14 protein-coding genes are annotated in these 19,125 nt (G+C 71.8%); 3 read left to right on the plus strand and 11 right to left on the minus strand.

Features of this window, described 5'->3' with window-relative positions; translation table 11 throughout:
* Window positions 1-112: 112 nt before the first annotated feature.
* Together glmS and OG867_RS21340 are read right to left on the minus strand one after the other, a co-directional pair.
* Window positions 113-1,942, minus strand: coding sequence for a glutamine--fructose-6-phosphate transaminase (isomerizing) (gene glmS / locus OG867_RS21335; RefSeq protein ID WP_406287564.1), 1,830 nt, complete (start codon window positions 1,940-1,942; stop codon window positions 113-115).
* Between the two features lie 58 nt (window positions 1,943-2,000).
* Window positions 2,001-2,276: a hypothetical protein gene (locus OG867_RS21340; RefSeq protein ID WP_018105728.1), complete on the minus strand. Its 276-nt coding sequence runs from the start codon at window positions 2,274-2,276 to the stop codon at window positions 2,001-2,003.
* A gap of 321 nt (window positions 2,277-2,597) precedes the next feature.
* On the opposite strand from OG867_RS21340, the gene OG867_RS21345 reads away from it, so the two are divergent.
* Window positions 2,598-4,259 (plus strand): beta-N-acetylhexosaminidase, encoded by a 1,662-nt coding sequence (locus OG867_RS21345; protein ID WP_328900270.1) that lies wholly within the window; start codon window positions 2,598-2,600, stop codon window positions 4,257-4,259.
* A gap of 55 nt (window positions 4,260-4,314) precedes the next feature.
* Here OG867_RS21345 and OG867_RS21350 read toward each other — a convergent pair whose 3' ends face one another.
* From OG867_RS21350 to OG867_RS21375, 6 genes are all read right to left on the minus strand, one after another.
* Window positions 4,315-5,346, minus strand: coding sequence for an ABC transporter substrate-binding protein (locus tag OG867_RS21350; protein ID WP_406287567.1), 1,032 nt, complete (start codon window positions 5,344-5,346; stop codon window positions 4,315-4,317).
* Window positions 5,347-5,445: 99 nt separating this feature from the next.
* Entirely contained in the window at window positions 5,446-8,328 is a 2,883-nt protein-coding gene (locus tag OG867_RS21355) for a DUF4157 domain-containing protein (protein WP_406287569.1), read from the minus strand.
* Window positions 8,329-8,405: 77 nt separating this feature from the next.
* Window positions 8,406-9,572 carry an acyl-CoA dehydrogenase family protein gene (locus OG867_RS21360; RefSeq protein WP_406287571.1) on the minus strand — a complete coding sequence of 389 codons (1,167 nt, stop codon included), beginning with the start codon at window positions 9,570-9,572 and terminating at the stop codon, window positions 8,406-8,408.
* A gap of 8 nt (window positions 9,573-9,580) precedes the next feature.
* Complete coding sequence (locus OG867_RS21365; protein ID WP_406291101.1) at window positions 9,581-10,510, minus strand: hydroxymethylglutaryl-CoA lyase; 930 nt, start codon at window positions 10,508-10,510, stop codon at window positions 9,581-9,583.
* Between the two features lie 23 nt (window positions 10,511-10,533).
* Window positions 10,534-12,630: an acetyl/propionyl/methylcrotonyl-CoA carboxylase subunit alpha gene (locus OG867_RS21370; protein ID WP_406287573.1), complete on the minus strand. Its 2,097-nt coding sequence runs from the start codon at window positions 12,628-12,630 to the stop codon at window positions 10,534-10,536.
* 7 nt (window positions 12,631-12,637) lie between these two features.
* Window positions 12,638-14,245: a carboxyl transferase domain-containing protein gene (locus tag OG867_RS21375; protein WP_328900266.1), complete on the minus strand. Its 1,608-nt coding sequence runs from the start codon at window positions 14,243-14,245 to the stop codon at window positions 12,638-12,640.
* A gap of 118 nt (window positions 14,246-14,363) precedes the next feature.
* Between OG867_RS21375 and OG867_RS21380 the strand changes: the two genes are divergently transcribed.
* Entirely contained in the window at window positions 14,364-14,990 is a 627-nt protein-coding gene (locus tag OG867_RS21380; RefSeq protein WP_328900265.1) for a TetR/AcrR family transcriptional regulator, read from the plus strand.
* Between the two features lie 52 nt (window positions 14,991-15,042).
* Entirely contained in the window at window positions 15,043-15,822 is a 780-nt protein-coding gene (locus OG867_RS21385; RefSeq protein WP_018106322.1) for a phosphatase, read from the plus strand.
* A gap of 42 nt (window positions 15,823-15,864) precedes the next feature.
* On the opposite strand, the gene OG867_RS21390 is transcribed toward OG867_RS21385, so the two are convergent.
* The 3 genes from OG867_RS21390 to OG867_RS21400 are packed head-to-tail and all read right to left on the minus strand — an operon-like array spanning window position 15,865 to window position 18,972.
* Window positions 15,865-16,836 carry a cation diffusion facilitator family transporter gene (locus OG867_RS21390; protein WP_406287578.1) on the minus strand — a complete coding sequence of 324 codons (972 nt, stop codon included), beginning with the start codon at window positions 16,834-16,836 and terminating at the stop codon, window positions 15,865-15,867.
* 50 nt (window positions 16,837-16,886) lie between these two features.
* The gene (locus OG867_RS21395) at window positions 16,887-17,798 is read right to left on the minus strand and encodes an acyl-CoA thioesterase (protein ID WP_406287581.1); all 912 of its coding nucleotides are present in this window, start codon (window positions 17,796-17,798) and stop codon (window positions 16,887-16,889) included.
* 16 nt (window positions 17,799-17,814) lie between these two features.
* The gene (locus OG867_RS21400) at window positions 17,815-18,972 is read right to left on the minus strand and encodes an acyl-CoA dehydrogenase family protein (RefSeq protein WP_406287583.1); all 1,158 of its coding nucleotides are present in this window, start codon (window positions 18,970-18,972) and stop codon (window positions 17,815-17,817) included.
* Window positions 18,973-19,125: the final 153 nt, after the last annotated feature.

Below are 19,125 nucleotides of genomic sequence, written 5' to 3' on the forward strand. Positions count from 1 at the left end.
CGCCTGTGGAAAACGCCGCATGGGCCCTTCCCGGCCGCCCCGGGACTGTTTCCGGCCCGTACGCGGAAGGCCCCGCGGTCACCGACCGCGGGGCCTCACCTGCGTCACGTGACTATTCGACGGTGACCGACTTCGCCAAGTTGCGGGGCTTGTCGATGTCCCGGCCCATGGCCAGCGCCGTGTGGTACGCGAAGAGCTGGAGCGGGATGCCCATGAGGATCGGGTCCAGCTCGTTCTCGTTCTTCGGTACGACGAGGGTGTGGTCGGCCTTCTCCTGGACCTGGTGGGCCACGGCGAGGATGCGGCCGCTGCGGGCCTTGATCTCCTCCATCGCGGCGCGGTTCTTCTCCAGCAGGTCGTCGTCCGGCACGATCGCCACGGTCGGCATCGCGGGCTCGATCAGGGCGAGCGGGCCGTGCTTCAGCTCGGAGGCGGGGTACGCCTCGGCGTGGATGTACGAGACCTCCTTGAGCTTCAGCGACGCCTCGCGGGCCACGGGGTAGCCGCGCACCCGGCCGATGAACATCATCGACTTCGCGTCCGCGTATTCGGCGGCCAGCCGCTTGATCTCGTCCTCGCCCGCCAGGATCTCGCTGATCTGGGCGGGCAGCTTGCGCAGGCCCTCGATGATCCGCTTGCCGTCGGCGACCGACAGGTCCCGGATGCGGCCCAGGTGCAGGGCGAGCAGCGCGAAGGCGACGACGGTGTTGGTGAAGCACTTGGTGGAGACCACGCACACCTCGGGGCCCGCGTGCACGTACGTGCCGCCGTCGGCCTCGCGGGCGATGGCCGAGCCGACCACGTTGACCACGCCGAGGACCCGGGCGCCCTTGCGCTTCAGCTCCTGGACGGCGGCCAGCACGTCGTACGTCTCACCGGACTGCGAGACCGCGACGTACAGCGTGTCGGGGTCCACGACCGGGTTGCGGTAGCGGAACTCGGAGGCGGGCTCGGCGTCCGCGGGGATGCGGGCCAGCTCCTCGATCAGCTGGGCGCCGATCTGGCCCGCGTGGTACGAGGTGCCGCAGCCCAGGATCTTGATCCGGCGGACCCCGCGCGCCTCGCGGGCGTCCAGGTTGAGGCCGCCCAGGTGCACGGTGGAGAACCGGTCGTCGATCCGGCCGCGCAGCACCCGGTCGACGGCGTCCGCCTGCTCCGAGATCTCCTTGTGCATGTACGTGTCGTGGCCGCCCATGTCGTACGACTCGGCCTCCCACTCCACGGTGGTCGGCGTGGCCGTCGTGGTCGAGCCCTCCGTGGTGTACGTACGGAAGTCGTCGGCCTTCAGGGTGGCCATCTCGCCGTCGTCCAGGGTGACCACCTGGCGGGTGTGGGCGACCAGGGCTGCGACGTCCGAGGCGACGAACATCTCCTTCTCGCCGATGCCGAGGACGACCGGGGAGCCGTTGCGGGCCGCCACGATGCGGTCGTTGAAGTCGGCGTGCAGGACGGCGATGCCGTAGGTGCCCTCGACGGAGCGCAGGGCCTCGCGGACCTTCTCCTCCAGCGTCCCGGCGTCCGAGCGGGCGATCAGGTGGACCAGCACCTCGGTGTCGGTCTCGGAGAGGAAGACGACGCCCTCGGCGGTCAGCCGGGCGCGCAGCTCGGAGGCGTTGTCGATGATCCCGTTGTGGACGACGGCGACCTTGCCCTCGGCGTCCAGGTGCGGGTGGGCGTTCTCGTCGCTGGGAGCGCCGTGGGTGGCCCAGCGGGTGTGGGCGATGCCGGTGGTGCCGGCGAAGCGCTTGGGGACCCGGGACTCCAGCTCGCGGACCCGGCCCTTGGCCTTGACCGACTTCAGCGCGGCGGGCTTCCCGGCCGCGGGCTTTCCGGTGATCACGATCCCGGCGGAGTCGTAACCCCGGTACTCCAGCCGCTGCAGGCCCTCCAGCAGCAGCGGGGCCACGTCACGCTTTCCGATGTAACCGACGATTCCGCACATAGAGCTTTCAGTCCTCCGACGACGAACAAGTGAAGGGGTACCCGGCCGTGAGGCGGCCTCAGCCGTAGACGATCCGGCGCAGCTGGCGGAGCGAGAGCTCCGGCGGCGCGACCGCGCGGTGCGGCAGTTCGGCCGCGATCCGCTCGAAGATCTCCGTGTTCACCAGGCCGCCGGCCTGCAGTTCGCGGTGGCGGCGGCGGACGAAGACCTCGGTCGTCTCGTCGAAGTACGCCAGCACGTCGAGGATCACCCGGGCGGCTTCGCCGCGAGGCAGCGTGGTGCTGCGCACCACGTGGTCAATGAGGTCGTCGTACGACGAGAGGCGTTCGAGCACCCGTCGATACTGCGGCGGAAGGGCCCCGAGCGCAACAATCCTGCCCGATATCGGGCAGGGAGTAGCGATACTGGCCCCGTTTTTCTGGCTTGGGTGGATTTCGCGCGGGTGCGACGGGGGCGCGGGGGAGGGGTGGCGCGGCGGTGGTCGGAGCCGAAGGGGTGAATGTGCACATAAGCCGCAAAGGCCCATCAGGGTGCCTGGGTGACCAACGCCGGTAAGTGGTCTACACCTTGACCACCCGTGAGACGCGCGGTACGCATGGCGACGGAGAAAGGTCAGGAGACCCAGCAGAGTGACCCCCAGAAAGGGACCCGGCTTGTGAGACTGCACCCGGTACGCCGCAGTGCTCTTCCTCGTGCGCTGCCCCGGCTCCTCGGCTCGCTGCTTCTCGTCGCGGCAGCCGGTGTCTCCAGCGCGTGCGCCGCCCCGCAGGCGTCCGCCGCGGGCGCCGCCGCGATGGCGTGGGCGCCCAGGCCGCTCGGCCAGGTGGTGCCCGCCCCCGCCTCGGTCAGACCCGGCGGCGACCCGTACACCCTCGACAGCTCCACCAGAATCCGCGCTGTCGGCCATTCCGGCGAGGCCCGGAAGATCGGCGACTACCTGGCGGGCGTGCTGCGCCCCTCCACCGGGTACGCCCTTCCCGTCACCACCAAGGACGGCGCCGACGGCATCCGGCTCCGGCTCGACCCCCGGGCCGGCAAGCTGGGCGCGGAGGGCTACACGCTCACCTCCGGGCGCGGCAACGTCACCATCACCGCCAGGCAGCCCGCGGGGCTCTTCCACGGCGTCCAGACGCTGCGCCAGCTGTTCCCGGCCCAAGTGGAGCGCGACACCCGCCAGAAGGGCCCCTGGCGGATCTCCGGCGGCTCCATCACCGACACCCCGCGCTACGCCTACCGGGGCGCGATGCTCGACGTCGCGCGCCACTTCTTCTCGGTGGACGAGGTCAAGCGCTACATCGACCAGGTCGCCCAGTACAAGTACAACACCTTCCACATCCACCTCTCCGACGACCAGGGCTGGCGCATCGCCGTCGACTCCTGGCCGAGGCTGGCCACGTACGGCGGCTCCACCGAGGTCGACGGCGGGCCCGGCGGGTACTACACCAAGGAGCAGTACAAGGAGATCGTGCGCTACGCGGCCTCCCGCTACCTGGAGGTGGTCCCGGAGATCGACATGCCGAGCCACACCAACGCCGCGCTCGCCTCGTACGCCGAGCTGAACTGCGACGGCGTCGCGCCGCCGCTCTACACCGGCATCAAGGTCGGTTTCAGCACGCTGTGCGCCGGCAAGGACGTCACGTACGACTTCATCGACGACGTCGTCGGCGAGGTGGCCGCGCTCACGCCCGGCCGCTACTTCCACATCGGCGGCGACGAGGCGCACTCCACCACCCATGAGGACTACGTGGAGATCATGGACCGGGCCCAGGCGATCGTCGGGAAGTACGGCAAGACCGTCATGGGCTGGCACCAGTTGACCGGCGCCGACCCGGTGAAGGGCGCCGTCGCGCAGTACTGGGGCTACGACAAGACCAGCGCCGCCGACCGGCAGCAGGTGGTGGACGCGGCGAAGAACGGCACCAGGCTGGTGCTGTCGCCGGCGGACCGGGTGTACCTCGACATGAAGTACACCGACGAGACCGTCCTCGGCCTGAAGTGGGCCGGCACGGTCGAGGTCCAGCGCAGTTACGACTGGGACCCGGCGACGTACCTCACCGGCGCCCCGGAGAGCGCGGTGCTCGGCGTCGAGGCGCCGATCTGGTCCGAGACCCTGACCGACAGCGACGACATCGACGCCATGGCGTTCCCGAGGCTGCCCGGCGCGGCCGAGCTCGCCTGGTCCCCGGCGTCGACGCACGACTGGGACACGTACAAGGTGCGTCTGGCGGCGCTCGGGGAGCGGTTCACCGCCCAGGGCATCGACTACTACCGCTCGCCGCAGGTCCCGTGGCCGGCGTCGGAGATGAACGGAAGCTGACACGGCACCGCCCCGGCGGCCGGGTCTCCGGCGGCCGGGGCGGTGAACCGTCGCGTCAGGCGACCTTCTTGGCGTTCTCGATGGCCTTCGCCAGGTCCTCCAGGATCGGCGCGCACTTGTCGTAGCTGTAGATCGGCTCCGTCGTACGCGGAATGACCTGGCCCGCCTTGACGGCCGGCAGCTGCGCCCAGGTCGGCTTGGAGGTCAGGGCCTCGGGCTGGAGGGCCGAGGAGCGGTTGTCCATCATGATGATGTCGGCGCCGTACTTGTCGACGTTCTCCCAGCTCAGCTCCTCGAAGAAGCCCGCCGAGTTCACCTTCGGCTCGACGAACTTCACGCCGAGCTCCTGGAAGTACAGGGTGTCGGCGGCGGTCTTCGCGAGGGTGACGTAGAACAGGTCCTGGCTGGCCGAGCCGACCATGACCCTGATCTCCGGCTTCGACTTCGCGGCCGCGCGCAGCCGGGCCGCCGCCTTCTCGAACCGCGTCTTCGCGGCGACGACCTTCGCGGACTTCACATCGGCGCCGAGCGAGGCCGCCAGGTCCTCGTGGCGCTGGATCGCCTTCGGGATCGTGGTCTCGGCGGCCCACAGCGCGACGCTCGGGGCCAGCTTGAGGATCTTGTCCTTGGACTGGTCCGGCACGTACCAGAGGGCGTCCTTCTCCCACATCGCCGTGACCAGCAGCTCCGGGCCGAGCTCGGCGTACTTCTCGACGTTGAACTCGCCCCAGACGTTGCCCAGGATCTCGACCTTGCTGATGTCCAGGTCGCCGGCCTGCACGTCCGGCTTGCCGTCCTTGGCCTTGGTCGGGCCGAAGACCGCCTTGGCCTCGATGCCGTAGTCGTGGAGGGCGGCGGCGACACCGATGTAGGCGACGATGTTCTTGGGTATGGACTTGGCCTCGGCGACCTGGCCCCGGTCGTCCTTGAACTTCCACGGCCCGGCGTCGGCGCTCTTGGAGCCCGAGCCGGCGGAGTCCTTGGAGTCGCTGCCCCCGCAGGCCGCGAGCACGGCGCCGAGACCAACGGCGCCGCCCATGGCCAGCAGGCCGCGGCGGGTGGGACGGGACGCTCGGGTAGTGCTCATGACGGAATCCGCCTTCGTACGAGCCGGAGACCGGCAGGTGACACGTTCAAGGGAAGGCTAGCCTAACCTCACGCATTGTCGACCTGTCGATGGCCTCCCTCACACCTCCGTCGCCCGGACGTGCTCGTACCAGTGGCCGCCGGTGCCCCGCAGCCACTCGCTCGACGTCACCTCGAAGCGCGCGCCCGGCATGAGCAGGATCTCCGCTTCGTTCCCGTAGCTGTGGAAGGGGTCCACGTCCCGGCCGTACTTCCCGACGAGCGTCAGCTCCAGGAGGATGCGGTGCGTCGCCACGCCGGAGACCTGCTGGCCCTCCATGAACTGCATGGCCGTGGATTCCTCCCTGCTGGTGCTGTCGAACGAGGTGGTGAAGACGGAGCCCGGCCGGTAGTTCAGCGCGGCCTGCTTGCCGAACTGCGAGACCGCCCCGTCCCCGCCCGCGTTCCAGTCGCCGCGGAAGACGGTGCCGGTGACGGGAGGCAGCCGCTTCAGCGCTTCCATCGTCATGTCGGCGTGTGCCTTCATCTCCTCGAAGAGCACGGGCGCGAGGAGGTCGATGCGCGCGTCGATGACGGCGATGGCCGCCTTCTTGGCCGCCGGGTCCGTGCCCTGCGCGGCCGTGAGCCGCGGCGCGATCACCGGGTCCTCTTCGAGGGTGTTCACCTGCTCGGCATCGGGGTCCTGTGCGGCCCACTTGAGCTGCTTCTTGATCTGTTGCAGTGAGAGCGCCTCGGCGCCCGCGGCGGCCAGGCCGCCGGTGCCGTACGGCGCGTACCCCTCGGGGAGCAGCCGGCTGCGCACCACCGAGTTGATCATCTGGTGCGCGCCACCGGTGTAGGCCATCAGCGCGGTGGCGTGGGCGGGCTTGAGGCGCTCCGCGACGGTCGCGGTGGAGGCGTCGTTGTTCCTCGCCTTCCAGTCGGCGATCTCCGGCTTGCTGCCGGCGAGGAAGTCGGCGTACCTGCCCGGCACTTCACCCGCCGTGGCCTGGCCGGGTTCCATGAACCCGCTCGCCGCCGGGTCCACCGCGCGAGCGTTGTTGGCCTGGGCGAGGTACATCAGCTCGTGCGGGAACTGCCCGTCGACGCAGACGTTCTGCCGCAGTTCCTCCTCCGTGAAGGGCGCGATGCTCTGGTACATCAGCGCCGCGCCCCTGCCCGCGCGAGCGACGGTCTCGCCCGGCCCCTTGACCCCGGCCGCCCAGGAACCGCGCAGGATCTCGTAGAGGGAGTGGTCCCAGGACGGCAGCATCCAGCCCATCACCGCCATCCGGTAGTCGAAGGCGTCCACCCCCGGCACGTTGATCCACTGGAAGGTCTTGAGCATCCGGGTCGTGGTGCCGGACATCCCGGCGACGACCGGGACACCGCGCTCGGCGTTCGCCTTCGGCCATGCCTCGTTCTGCTGGATCTCCCAGTAGGCCACGCCCTCGTTCCAGGGCAGCTTGTCGGTCGGACCCGGCTTGCCCGCGAACTCCAGCTCACGCGCGCTGAGGGGAGCGCCGCGGTCCTCGTAGTCCTGGGGCGTCTTGCGGTGGGCCGTCTTGCCGGCCTCGTCGCGCTCCTTGCGCGGCCCCTGGCTGTCGATCATCTCGCGGGTGTCGCCGGCCAGGGTCTCCGGTTCCGACTGCCACAGCAGGCCACCCAGGGCGTACGGGTCCTTCTCGTAGTTGTAGCCCTTGCCCACGAGGTTCGCCCCGGCCCACAGGGCCGGCCGGGTCCAGCCGTTGAGGAACGCGGAGTGCTTCTTCAGCTCCTCCTCGTTCATGCCGAGGGTAGACGCCAGCTGCGGCTGGGGCCCGATAACGGCGTTGAGGATCTCCTTGAGCGACAGCTGGGCGCCCTTGTTGTAATAGGCGGCGTTGTAGACGGCGGTCATCAGCTCACGGACGTTGCCGTCCCGGGAGAAGAACTCGTTGATCCGGGCGGTGGTCATCTTCTCGCCCACCTGCCCGCCGCTCGTCCGGTCGTCCTGGAAGAACGCCTTGTTGGCGAGCGCCGGGTCCTTGTGGGCGACGCGGGAGTACGCGATCAGCAGCTGCTTGAGCCGGTGGACCGTCTTGCGTGCCGCCGCGAGCGCCTTCGGATGCCGGAAGGCGTACGCGCCGAGCCGCTGCTCGAACTTCTCCGCCGAAGCCTGCCAGTCGGCGTGCGCGTAGTACTGGGCGTGGTCGAAGGGCGCCTCGCCCTCGCCGAGGCGTTGTACGGCGATCTCCCCGCCGGTACGGGCCGCGCCGTCCGCCGTTCGCTGCACGGGCGCCGCCTCGGCCGGGACGGGACCGGCCAGCACCCGGCGGGCGTTCTCCTCCGCCGCGCGCTCGAAGCGGTCGGAGGGGTCCGAGACCCTGAGCCCCGCCCCGTTGTCGGTACCGGCGACGGGCCCCCGGCGCTGCTGGATGACGTGCGTCAGCTCATGGGCCAGCGTGTGCCGGTCCGCGCCCGCGGCACCGACGACGACATGGCTGCCGGAGGTGTAGGCGCGGGCTCCCACCTCGGCCGCCGAACGCCGGGCGGCCGGTCCGGTGTGCAGCCGCACGTCGGAGAAGTCGGCGCCGAACCGCGCCTCCATCTCCGTCCGGACGGCCTCGCCCAGTGGCTGTCCGGGACCGCGCAGCACGTCCGGCACGGTCGAGCGCTGCACGGGAGCCTGCTCGCCGCGCCCGCAGGACGGCCCGTGCGTGTGGCGTTGTACGGGGTCCGACGCGCCCTCGTCGCGGGAGAGTCCGGGCACACGGCAGTCGTCCTGCCACTGCTGCTCCAGGGCCCGGGCGAGGGCGGCGTTGCCCATCGAGCGCTGCAGGGCCCGTAACCGCTCCCCGGGCACCGGCCCGCCGGAGCCGACCGTGCCCGCCGGAGCGGAGAGGCCGACCGGCCCCACCGCTCCGGAAAGCACGGCCGGACCGGGGGCGCCGGCCGAGCGGGCGGCAGCGGGCTCCGTCCGGACCGGGGGAGCGGCGGTCTCCTGCTTGTCCTGTGCGCGCATGCTCCGATCATTGGCCATCCGGCGCCCGTGGGCCAGGGTTTCCCGCGTCCCGCGCGGGACGGGCCGCGCCGGCCGGGTCAGGCGTGCAGCCCCAACTCCCGTGCGATCAGCATGCGCTGGACCTCGCTCGTGCCCTCGCCGATCTCCAGGATCTTGGAGTCGCGCCACATCCGGGCCACCGGGTACTCGTTCATGAAGCCGTAGCCGCCGTGGATCTGGGTCGCCTCGCGGGCGTTGTCCACGGCCACCGTCGAGGAGTACAGCTTGGCGATGGCCGCCTCCTTCTTGAACGGCTCCTCCGCCAGCAGCCTGGAGGCCGCGTCCCGCCAGCCGATGCGGGCCATGTGCGCCCGCATCTCCATGTCGGCGATCTTGAACTGGATGGCCTGGTTGGCGCCGATCGGCTTCCCGAAGGCGTGCCGCTCGGCGGCGTACTTCACCGACTCGTCCACACAGCCCTGCGCCAGGCCCGTCGAGAGCGCCGCGATGGCGATGCGGCCCTCGTCCAGGATGCGCAGGAACTGCGCGTACCCCCGGCCCTCCTCGCCGAGCAGGTTCTCCAGCGGGACGCGGACGTCGGCGAAGGACAGCTCGCGGGTGTCCGAGGCGTTCCAGCCGACCTTGGAGTAGGGGGCGGCCACCGTGAAGCCGGGGGTGCCGGAGGGGACGATGATCGAGGAGATCAGCGGGGCGCCGTTCTCCTTGCGGCCGGTCACCGCCGTGACGGTCACCAACTCGGTGATGTCCGTACCGGAGTTGGTGATGAAGCACTTGGAGCCGTTGATCACCCACTCGCCCGTCGCCTCGTCGCGCACGGCGGTCGTCCGGGTGCCGCCCGCGTCCGAACCGCCGTCCGGCTCGGTCAGGCCGAACGCGCCCAGCGCCTCGCCCGAGCAGAGCTTCGGCAGCCACCGCCGCTTCTGCTCCTCGGTGCCGAAGCGGTACACCGGCATCGCGCCCAGCGAGACGCCCGCCTCCAGCGTGATCGCCACCGAGGAGTCGACCCGGGCCAGCTCCTCCAGGGCGATGCCGAGCGCGAGGTAGTCGCCGCCCATCCCGCCGTACTCCTCCGGGAACGGCAGCCCGAACAGGCCCATCCGTCCCATCTCGCGCACGATCTCGTACGGGAACTCGTGCCGCTCGTAGAAGTCGCCGATCTTCGGGGCGACGACGTCATGGGCGAACTCCTCGACGGTGCGGCGGAGTTCCTCGTGCTCGGCGGTCAGCCGGTGGTCCAGGGACATGCGGACGTTCACTCCTTGTGGGACAGGGCACGCACGGTGCGGGAAGGGCTGGGTCGGCCCAGGTGTCCGGCGAGCCACACGCTGGTGGCGGTGAGCTCGCCGAGGTCGACCCCGGTTTCGATGCCGAGGCCGTCGAGCATCCACACGAGATCCTCGGTGGCGAGGTTTCCGGTCGCGCTCTTCGCGTACGGGCAGCCGCCGAGGCCGCCGGCCGACGCGTCGACCGTGGAGACGCCGTGCCGGAGCGCGGCGAGGGTGTTGGACAGGGCCTGCCCGTACGTGTCGTGGAAGTGCACCCCGATCACGTCGGTGGCCACCCCGGCCTCGTTGAGCCCGGTCAGCAGCGCGGTCACGTGGCCGGGGGTGGCGACGCCGATGGTGTCGCCGAGGGACAGCTCGTCGCAGCCGAGGTCCCTCAGCGCCTTCGCGACCCGGACGACCCGCGCGACCGGCACGGCCCCCTCCCAGGGGTCGCCGAAGCACATCGACAGATAGCCGCGCACGTGCACCGACTCCGCCTTCGCCCGGGCCACCACCGGCGCGAACATGGCCAGCGACTCGTCCACCGTGCGGTTGAGGTTGCGCGCGGCGAACGTCTCCGTGGCGGAGCCGAACACCGCGATCCCGCGGGCCCCGAGCGCCAGCGCCCGGTCCAGCCCGCGTTCGTTCGGCACGAGGACCGGCAGCGCCACGTCACCGACGTCCGCGATGTCCCCGAGCATCGGGAACAGCCGCTCGGCGTCGGCGAGCTGGGGCACCCACTTGGGGTGCACGAAGCTGGTGGCCTCGATGGTGGTCAGCCCGGCGACCGCGAGCCGGCGGATGAACTCCGCCTTCACCTCGGTCGGGACGACCTCCTTCTCGTTCTGGAGGCCGTCGCGGGCGCCGACCTCGTGGATGCGGACCCGGGCGGGCAGCCCCTCGGCGGGCACGGTCATCGGCAGGGCGCGGGCGTCGGCGGTCACGCGTCCTCCCCGGCTCCGGCGGCGGGCACGACCACGGCGAGCACCTGGTCCATGGCCACCGTGGACCCGGCGGTCACGTCGAGTTCGGTGACGGTGCCGGCGTGCGGCGCGGAGATGACGTGCTCCATCTTCATCGCCTCCACCACCAGCAGGCTCTGCCCGGCGGCGACCTCGTCCCCGACGGCCACCTTCACCACGGTCACCGTCCCGGGCATGGGCGCGGCGAGCGTGTCCGCACCGGAGCGGGCGGCGCCGGTCAGCGACGCCTGGACCGGGTCGTGGTCCCGGACGTGCCAGCTGTCGCCGTCCCGGCCGAGCCAGTGCCCCTCCGGGGAGACCGCGTACGCGAACACATGGGTGACCCCGGCGAGTTCGAACGCGATCCGGCCGTCGCCGGCCGCGAGGGTCCTGGCCTTCTCCGCCGTACCGGGCAGCGGTCCCAGCGGTCCGCAGGACCCCGATTCCGGGGCGGGCGGGCTCGTGCCCTCGCCGACATGGCCGAACGTCAGCTCCGTGTCCCCGCCGCCGCACGGGCGCAGGCCCACCTGGACCGGGTCGTGGCCCGGGATGTGGAAGTCGAGCACCGTCCGGGCCGGGGCGCCGCCGAGCCGCCAGCCGGTGCCCGCCGAGAACGGGTCGGCCCAGGTGCCGGGCGCGGGGCGGGCGGCGGCGGACGCGGTGTGCTGCCGCAGCAGCGCGGCCGCCGCGTACACCTCCTCCGGCACGCCGTCCGGGACCAGCGCGGCCACCTCGCGCTCCACCAGGCCGGTGTCCAGCTCGCCCGCCACCACGGCCGGGTGGGCCAGCAGCCGGCGCAGGAAGCCCGCGTTGGTGGGGACGCCGAGGACCACGGTGTCCGCGAGGGCCACCCGCAGCCGGCGCAGGGCGGTCGCCCGGTCGGGGCCGTACGCGATGACCTTGGACAGCATCGGGTCGTACAGGCTGCCGACCTCACCGCCCTCGGCGAGCCCGGAGTCGGTGCGGACCCCGCCGCCCTGCGGCTCGTGCAGCGCCAGCACGGTGCCGCCGGAGGGCAGGAAGCCGCGGGCCGGGTCCTCGGCGCAGACCCGGGCCTCCACGGCGTGCCCGGTGAGCGTGATCGCGTCCTGCCCGTACGGCAGCGGCTCACCGGCCGCGACCCGCAGCTGCCACTCCACCAGGTCGAGTCCGGTGATCAGCTCGGTCACCGGGTGCTCGACCTGGAGGCGGGTGTTCATCTCCATGAAGTAGTACGAGGACGGGTCGCTGCCCGGGACGATGAACTCCACCGTGCCCGCGCCGACGTACCCGCAGGAGCGGGCCGCCTGGACGGCCGCCTCGCCCATCGCGGCCCGGGTCGCCGCGTCCAGCAGGACGGACGGGGCCTCCTCGATGATCTTCTGGTGGCGGCGCTGGAGCGAGCACTCGCGCTCGCCCAGGTGCACCACGTTGCCGTGGGAGTCGGCCAGGACCTGGATCTCGATGTGGCGCGGCCGGTCGATCCACCGCTCCACCAGCAGCGTGTCGTCGCCGAAGGAGGCGCGGGCCTCGCGCCGGGCCGCCGCGATCTCGTCCGCGAGCGGCGCCGCGTCCCGGACCAGCCGCATGCCCTTGCCGCCGCCGCCCGCCGAGGGCTTCAGCAGCACGGGCATGCCGATCCCGGCCGCCGCCTCCGCCAGCTCGGCGTCGCTCAGCCCGCTCCCGGAGGAGCCGGGGACGACGGGGACGCCCGCCGCGGCGACCGTCTCCTTGGCCCGGATCTTGTCGCCCATCAGCGAGATCGCGGTGGCGGGCGGCCCGATGAAGACGAGCCCCGCCTCCGTGCACGCCCGGGCGAACGCCGCGTTCTCCGCGAGGAAGCCGTAGCCGGGGTGGACGGCCTGCGCGCCGGTGCGGCGGGCGGCCTCCAGGAGGCGGTCGGCGCTGAGGTAGCTCTCGGAGGCGGGCGCGGGGCCGATCCGTACCGCCGTGTCGGCCTCCCGTACGTGCCGCGCGTCCGCGTCCGCGTCGCTGAAGACGGCGACCGAGCGGACACCCAGCTCGCGCAGGGTCCGGATGACCCGGACCGCGATCTCGCCGCGGTTGGCGACGAGGACCGTGTCGAACATCGTCATCTCTTCCTCACATCCGGAAGACGCCGAAGCCGGCGTCGCCCAAGGGCGCGTTGGCGCACGCGGTCAGGGCGAGCCCCAGCACCTGCCGGGTCTCCAGCGGGTCGATCACCCCGTCGTCCCAGAGTCGGGCGGTGGCGTAGTACGCGCTGCCCTGGGTCTCGTACTGCTCGCGGATCGGGGCCTTGAAGGCTTCCTCGTCCTCGGCGCTCCAGTCGTCGCCCAGCTGGTCGCGCTTGACCGTGGCGAGGACGGAGGCGGCCTGCTCGCCGCCCATGACGGAGATCTTCGCGTTGGGCCACATCCACAGGAACCGGGGGCTGTAGGCCCGGCCGCACATGGAGTAGTTGCCCGCGCCGTAGGAGCCGCCGACGACCACGGTCAGCTTCGGGACCCGGGCGCAGGCGACGGCGGTGACCATCTTCGCGCCGTGCTTGGCGATGCCGCCGGCCTCGTAGTCCCGGCCGACCATGAAGCCCGAGATGTTCTGCAGGAAGACCAGCGGGATGCCGCGCTGGTCGCACAGCTCGATGAAGTGCGCGCCCTTCTGGGCGGACTCGGAGAACAGGATGCCGTTGTTGGCGACGATCCCGACCGGGTGGCCGTGGAGGTGCGCGAAGCCGGTGATCAGCGTCGTGCCGTACTCCGCCTTGAACTCGGCGAACCGCGAGCCGTCCACCACCCGGGCGATCACCTCGCGCACGTCGTACGGCGTACGCGAGTCGACCGGGACCGCTCCGTAGAGCCCGGCCGGGTCCACCTTCGGCTCCTCGACGGGCCGCACCGACCAGGGCAGCGCGCCCCGGTCCGGCAGCGTGGCGACGATGTTCCGGACGATCCGCAGCGCGTGCGCGTCGTCCTCCGCGAGGTGGTCGGTGACGCCCGACGTACGGGAGTGCACCTCGCCGCCGCCCAGCTCCTCGGCCGTGACCACCTCGCCGGTGGCGGCCTTCACCAGCGGCGGGCCGCCCAGGAAGATCGTGCCCTGGTTCCGGACGATGACGGCCTCGTCGCTCATCGCCGGGACGTACGCCCCGCCGGCCGTGCAGGAGCCGAGCACCGCCGCGATCTGCGGGATGCCGGCCCCCGACATCCGGGCCTGGTTGTAGAAGATCCGGCCGAAGTGCTCGCGGTCCGGGAAGACCTCGTCCTGCATCGGCAGGAAGGCGCCGCCCGAGTCCACGAGGTACAGGCAGGGGAGACGATTCTCCAGCGCCACCTCCTGGGCCCGGAGGTGCTTCTTCACGGTCATCGGGTAGTACGTGCCGCCCTTGACGGTCGCGTCGTTGGCGACGACCACGCACTCCCGGCCGCTGACCCGGCCGATCCCGGCGATCACCCCGGCGGCCGGCGCCGCGCCCCCGTAGAGCCCCTCGGCCGCCAGCGGGGCCAGCTCCAGGAAGGGCGAGCCCGGATCGAGCAGGGTGTCCACCCGCTCCCTGGGCAGCAGCTTGCCGCGCGCCACATGCCGGGCGCGGGCCCTCTCACCTCCGCCGAGCCTGGCCGTGGCGAGCCGCTTGCGCAGCTCGTCGGCGAGCGCGTGATGCGCCGCCTCGTTGGCCTGCCAGGCCGCCGAGGCGGGATCCGCCGCGCTCGTCAGCACCGGTGCCTGCTGCATCGTGTCGAGCCCCCTTGCCCGTACCGCGCCGTTCCGATCGCCAACGCCACCGTGTTAATGAGCGTTAACGTGATCACAGGTTAACGAGCGCTAACCCGCCTGTCTAGAATGGCTGCTCATGAGCACCCATGCCGCCGCCCGCGTCGCGGCCACCACCCGCCGCGAGCAGATCCTCCGGGAGGCCGCCCGGCTCTTCGCCGAGCGCGGCTTCCACGGTGTCGGCGTAGACGAGATAGGGGCCGCCGTCGGCATCAGCGGCCCCGGCCTCTACCGGCACTTCCCCGGCAAGGACGCGATGCTCGCCGAGCTCCTCGTCGGGATCAGCGAACGGCTGCTGGCCGGCGGGGAGCTCCGGGTGTCCGAGGACGCCGCCTCCGCCGACGGATCGCCCGAGGCCCTGCTGGACGCGCTCATCGAGGGCCACATCGACTTCGCCCTCGACGACCGCCCCCTGATCACCCTGCACGACCGGGAGCTGGACCGCCTGCGGGACACCGACCGCAAGCGGGTGCGCCGGCTCCAGCGGCAGTACGTCGAGGTGTGGGTCGCCGTCGTCCGCGACCTCTACCCGGACCTGCCCGAACACGAGGCCCGCGCCGCCGTCCACGCGGTCTTCGGCCTGCTGAACTCCACCCCGCACCTCGGCCGGCCCGGCGCGCTGCCCGGGCGCACCGAGACGGCGGCGCTGCTGCACCGGCTGGCCCGGGGGGCCTTCGCGGCGGCGGGGGAGCGGGAGGCGGGCTGACCGCCCTCCGGACCGCCGGGACGCCGCGCACGCGTCACGGCACAATGGCCCCATGCCGATACCCAGCCGCGCCGCCCTCGTCGAACACCTCGTCCGTACGCGCATCGCGGGGGACGTCGCCACCCCGCGCGACAACAACCTGGCCCACTACCGCAGCCTGGCCAACGGGGACCGGCACTACTGGCTGGGCCTGGAGCTGGGCGACCGGTGGCGCGACGAGCAGGACGTGCTGGCCGTGATGGCCGAGCGGTGCGGGGTCAGCGACGATCCGGAGCACCGGTTCGGGCAGGACACCATCGACCCCGAGCTGACCGTCGACGCCCTGGAACGGGCCGCCGCCCGGCTCCGCAAGGCCGTCGAGGGCGCCGAGCGGGTCCTCTTCGCCACCGGCCACCCCGGCGGCCTGCTCGACGTCCACCGCCAGACCGCGCAGGCGCTGCGGGCGGCCGGCTGCGAGATCGTACGGATCCCGGGCGGGCTGATGGCCGACGAGGGCATGGTCTTCCAGTTCGCGGACGTCGCCGTCCAGGAGCGCGGCGCGACGCTCTGGCACACCCACTCCCCGGCCCCGATGGCCGCCATCCTCGACGGCCTGGAACGCGAGGGCCGCCCGCTGCCCGACCTCGTCGTCGCCGACCACGGCTGGGCCGGATGCGCGGCGCAGCGCGGCCTGGACGCCATCGGCTACGCGGACTGCAACGACCCCGCGCTGTTCCTCGGCGAGTCCGAGGGCACCCTCCAGGTCGCGATCCCGCTGGACGACCACGTCCTGGACCCGCGCTTCTACGACCCGATGACGGACTACCTGCTGGACGCGGCGGGGCTGCTCTGAGGCTCGGGCTTTCCGAGGACCGGGCTTTCTGAGGCGCGGGCTTCAGGAGCCCTCCCCCTCGGCCGCGCGGGCCCGGCGGCGCGCCTCGCGGCCCGATGTGGGGTCCAGGTAGACCCGCTTGATGGACGCGTACCGCTGCCGCAGCCGGCGCTCGGCCTCCTCGCAGGCGGTCTCGACCTGTTCGGCGGTGACGGTGTCCCGGAAGTCGACCTTCGCGGCGACCAGGATCTCGTCCGGCCCCTGGATGAGCGTGGTCAGCTCCAGTACGGAGATGAGGTGGTCGACGCCGAGCAGCTCCTCCCGGATGCCCTCCCGCATCGGCACCGACACCGGCCGCCCGATCAGCAGCTGGACGTTGGACTTGCCGAGCACCCATGCCACGTACACCAGCAGCACACCGATGAGCAGTGAGGCGATGCCGTCCCACACCCCGGACCCGGTCAGCTGGCCGCCGAGCAGCCCGCCCGCCGCGAGCAGCAGGCCGAGCAGGGCCGCCGAGTCCTCCATCACGACGGCCTTGACGGCGGTGTCCGGGGTGCGCCGGAAGTAGTGCCGGGCGGGCGCGCCCAGTTCCTCGGCCTCCTGGCGGACCTGCCTGAGCCCGGTCCGCAGCGAGAAGCCCTCAAGGAGGAAGGCGACGACGAGCACGACGTACGAGATCAGCGGATCGCCCAGGTCCTCGCCCGCGAGCAGGGTGTGCACCCCGTCGTAGATCGAGAAGACCGCGCCGCCGACGAAGGTCGCGACGGACGCCAGCAGCGCCCAGATGTACCGCTCGGGGCCGTACCCCAACGGGTGGTCGTCGTCGGCCGGCTTCTCGCTGCGCTTGAGCGCGGTGAGCAGCAGGACCTCGGTGACGGTGTCGGCGACGGAGTGGGCCGCCTCGGAGAGCATCGCGCTCGACCCGCTGATCAGCCCGGCGACCGCCTTCGCCACGGCGATGCCGAGATTGGCCAGCGCCGCGACGACGACGGTGAACGTGGACCCCCCGCCACTGCTTTTCGCGTCAGTCATGCCGGTGAGTATGTCCGCGCCCGGCCCGCTCATGTCCGACGCGCGGCCGGTCACCGGGGGACCCGGACCACGCCCTCCTGGATGACGGTGATCGCGAGGCGGCCGTCTTGCGTGTAGATACGGGCCTGGCCGAGGCCGCGCCCGCCGGACGCGGACGGCGACTCCTGGTCGTACAGCAGCCACTCGTCGGCCCGGAACGGCCGGTGGAACCACATCGCGTGGTCCAGGCTGGCCCCGACGACGTCCCCGACCGCCCAGCCGCCGCGCCCGTGGGCGAGCAGCACGGAGTCGAGCAGCGTCATGTCGGAGACGTACGTGGCCATGCAGACGTGCAGCAGCGGGTCGTCGGCGAGCTTGCCGTTGGTACGGAACCACACCTGCGACCTGGGCTCGCGGGGCCGGCCCACCGTGGCGAACGGCGGCGCGTCCACGTACCGCAGATCGACGGCGGCCCGCGCCTCGACCAGCCGGTCCACCATGCCCGGGTCGCTGAACCGGTCGGCGTAGCGCGGCAGCATCTCGGCGGCGGTGGGCAGCGTCTCCGGGTCGGGGGCGGACGGCATGTTTGCCTGGTGCTCCAAGCCGTCCTCGTACGTCTGGAAGGACGCGGAGAGGTGGAAGATCGGCTGCCCGTGCTGGACGGCGACGACCCGGCGGGTGGCGAAGGAGCGGCCGTCGCGGATGCGGTCCACGGTGTAGACGATCGGCGCGCCCGGGTCGCCCATGCGCAGGAAGTACGCGTGCAGCGAGTGGGCAAGGGGGTCTCCCCTGCTCGCGTCCATTCGAGAGCTTGGGGAACTGTCTGATGGGACGGTGCGGCCCGCGGCGACGAGCGCCTGGGCCGCGACCTGTCCGCCGAAGACCCGGGGCACGACCGCCGAGCGGCTGGTGCCCCGGAAGATGTCCTGCTCGATCCGCTCCAGGTCGAGCAGATCGAGCAGGGAATCGAGTGCGGTACTCATGGAAGGCAGGCGGTCCCTACAGGCCCATGGACTTGGCGATGATCGACTTCATGACCTCGCTGGTGCCGCCGTAGATGCGGTTGACGCGGTTGTCCGCGTACAGGCGGGCGATCGGGTACTCGTTCATGAAGCCGTAGCCGCCGTGCAGCTGGAGGCAGCGGTCGATCACGCGGTGCGCGACCTCGGTGCAGAACAGCTTCGCGGAGGCGGCCTCGGCGGCGGTCAGCTCACCGGCGTCCAGTGCCTCCAGGGCGCGGTCGGCGACGGCCTGGGCCGCGTCCACCTCGGCCTGGCAGGCGGCCAGCTCGAACTTGGTGTTCTGGAACGAGGCGACGGTCTTGCCGAAGACGGTGCGCTCCTGGACGTACTCCTTGGCGAACCGCACGGCGGCGGCGGCCTGGGCGTACGCGCCGAAGGCGATGCCCCAGCGCTCGGAGGCCAGGTTGGTGCCGAGGTAGCCGAAGCCCTTGTTCTCCTCGCCGAGCAGGTCCTCGGCGGGCACCTTGACGTCCACGAAGGCCAGCTCGGCGGTGTCGGAGACCTTCAGGCCCAGCTTGTCGAGCTTGCGGCCGACGGAGTAGCCCTCGGACTTGGTGTCCACGGCGAACAGCGAGATGCCGAAGCGGCGGTCGTCCTCGCGCGGGGCGGAGGTGCGGGCGCAGACGATGACGCGGTCGGCGTGGACGCCGCCGGTGATGAACGTCTTGGCGCCGTTGAGGACGTAGTGCGTGCCGTCCTCGGAGAGCTTCGCGGTGGTCTTCATGCCCGCGACGTCCGACCCGGTGCCCGGCTCGGTCATCGCGAGGGCCCACATCTCCTCGCCGGTGACGAACTTCGGCAGCCAGCGCTTCTTCTGCTCGTCGGTGGCGAGCATCTTGATGTACGGCAGGCCGAGCAGCGTGTGCACGCCGGAGCCGCCGAAGGAGACGCCGGCCCGGGCGGCCTCCTCGGTGATGACGGCCTCGTACTTGTGCGAGTCGATGCCCGCGCCCTCGTACTCCTCGTCCACGGTGATCCCGAAGACGCCCAGCTCGCCGAGCTTGAGGTAGAAGTCCCGCGGCGCCTGCCCGGCGGCGAACCACTCGTCGTACACGGGCACGACCTCGGCCGCGATGAAGGCCCGGATGGTCTCCCGGAACGCCTCGTGGTCCTCGTTGAATACCGTACGGCGCACGGGGTGCCTCCCTGGTCGGCTACGTCTGCTGCGACTTCTGGTGCTACGTCTTCCGGTGTTACGTCTTCCGGAGCATGGCTAAGCGCTTGCTCAGCCATGGTTAAAAGTTACCCGGCGGTCACGGGGCTGTCCAGGGTGATGCTGAGCACGCGG

Source organism: Streptomyces sp. NBC_00209, assembly GCF_045206345.1.
GTDB lineage: Bacteria > Actinomycetota > Actinomycetes > Streptomycetales > Streptomycetaceae > Streptomyces.

Coding starts and splice junctions, on each gene's coding strand:
- glmS (WP_406287564.1), bottom strand. CDS start 1,942: ATGTGCGGAATCGTCGGTTACATCGGAAAGCGTGACGTGGCCCCGCTG.
- OG867_RS21350 (WP_406287567.1), bottom strand. CDS start 5,346: ATGAGCACTACCCGAGCGTCCCGTCCCACCCGCCGCGGCCTGCTGGCC.
- OG867_RS21355 (WP_406287569.1), bottom strand. CDS start 8,328: ATGCGCGCACAGGACAAGCAGGAGACCGCCGCTCCCCCGGTCCGGACG.
- OG867_RS21360 (WP_406287571.1), bottom strand. CDS start 9,572: ATGTCCCTGGACCACCGGCTGACCGCCGAGCACGAGGAACTCCGCCGC.
- OG867_RS21365 (WP_406291101.1), bottom strand. CDS start 10,510: ATGACCGTGCCCGCCGAGGGGCTGCCCGCCCGGGTCCGCATCCACGAG.
- OG867_RS21370 (WP_406287573.1), bottom strand. CDS start 12,630: ATGACGATGTTCGACACGGTCCTCGTCGCCAACCGCGGCGAGATCGCG.
- OG867_RS21375 (WP_328900266.1), bottom strand. CDS start 14,245: ATGCAGCAGGCACCGGTGCTGACGAGCGCGGCGGATCCCGCCTCGGCG.
- OG867_RS21380 (WP_328900265.1), top strand. CDS start 14,364: ATGAGCACCCATGCCGCCGCCCGCGTCGCGGCCACCACCCGCCGCGAG.
- OG867_RS21385 (WP_018106322.1), top strand. CDS start 15,043: ATGCCGATACCCAGCCGCGCCGCCCTCGTCGAACACCTCGTCCGTACG.
- OG867_RS21390 (WP_406287578.1), bottom strand. CDS start 16,836: ATGACTGACGCGAAAAGCAGTGGCGGGGGGTCCACGTTCACCGTCGTC.
- OG867_RS21395 (WP_406287581.1), bottom strand. CDS start 17,798: ATGAGTACCGCACTCGATTCCCTGCTCGATCTGCTCGACCTGGAGCGG.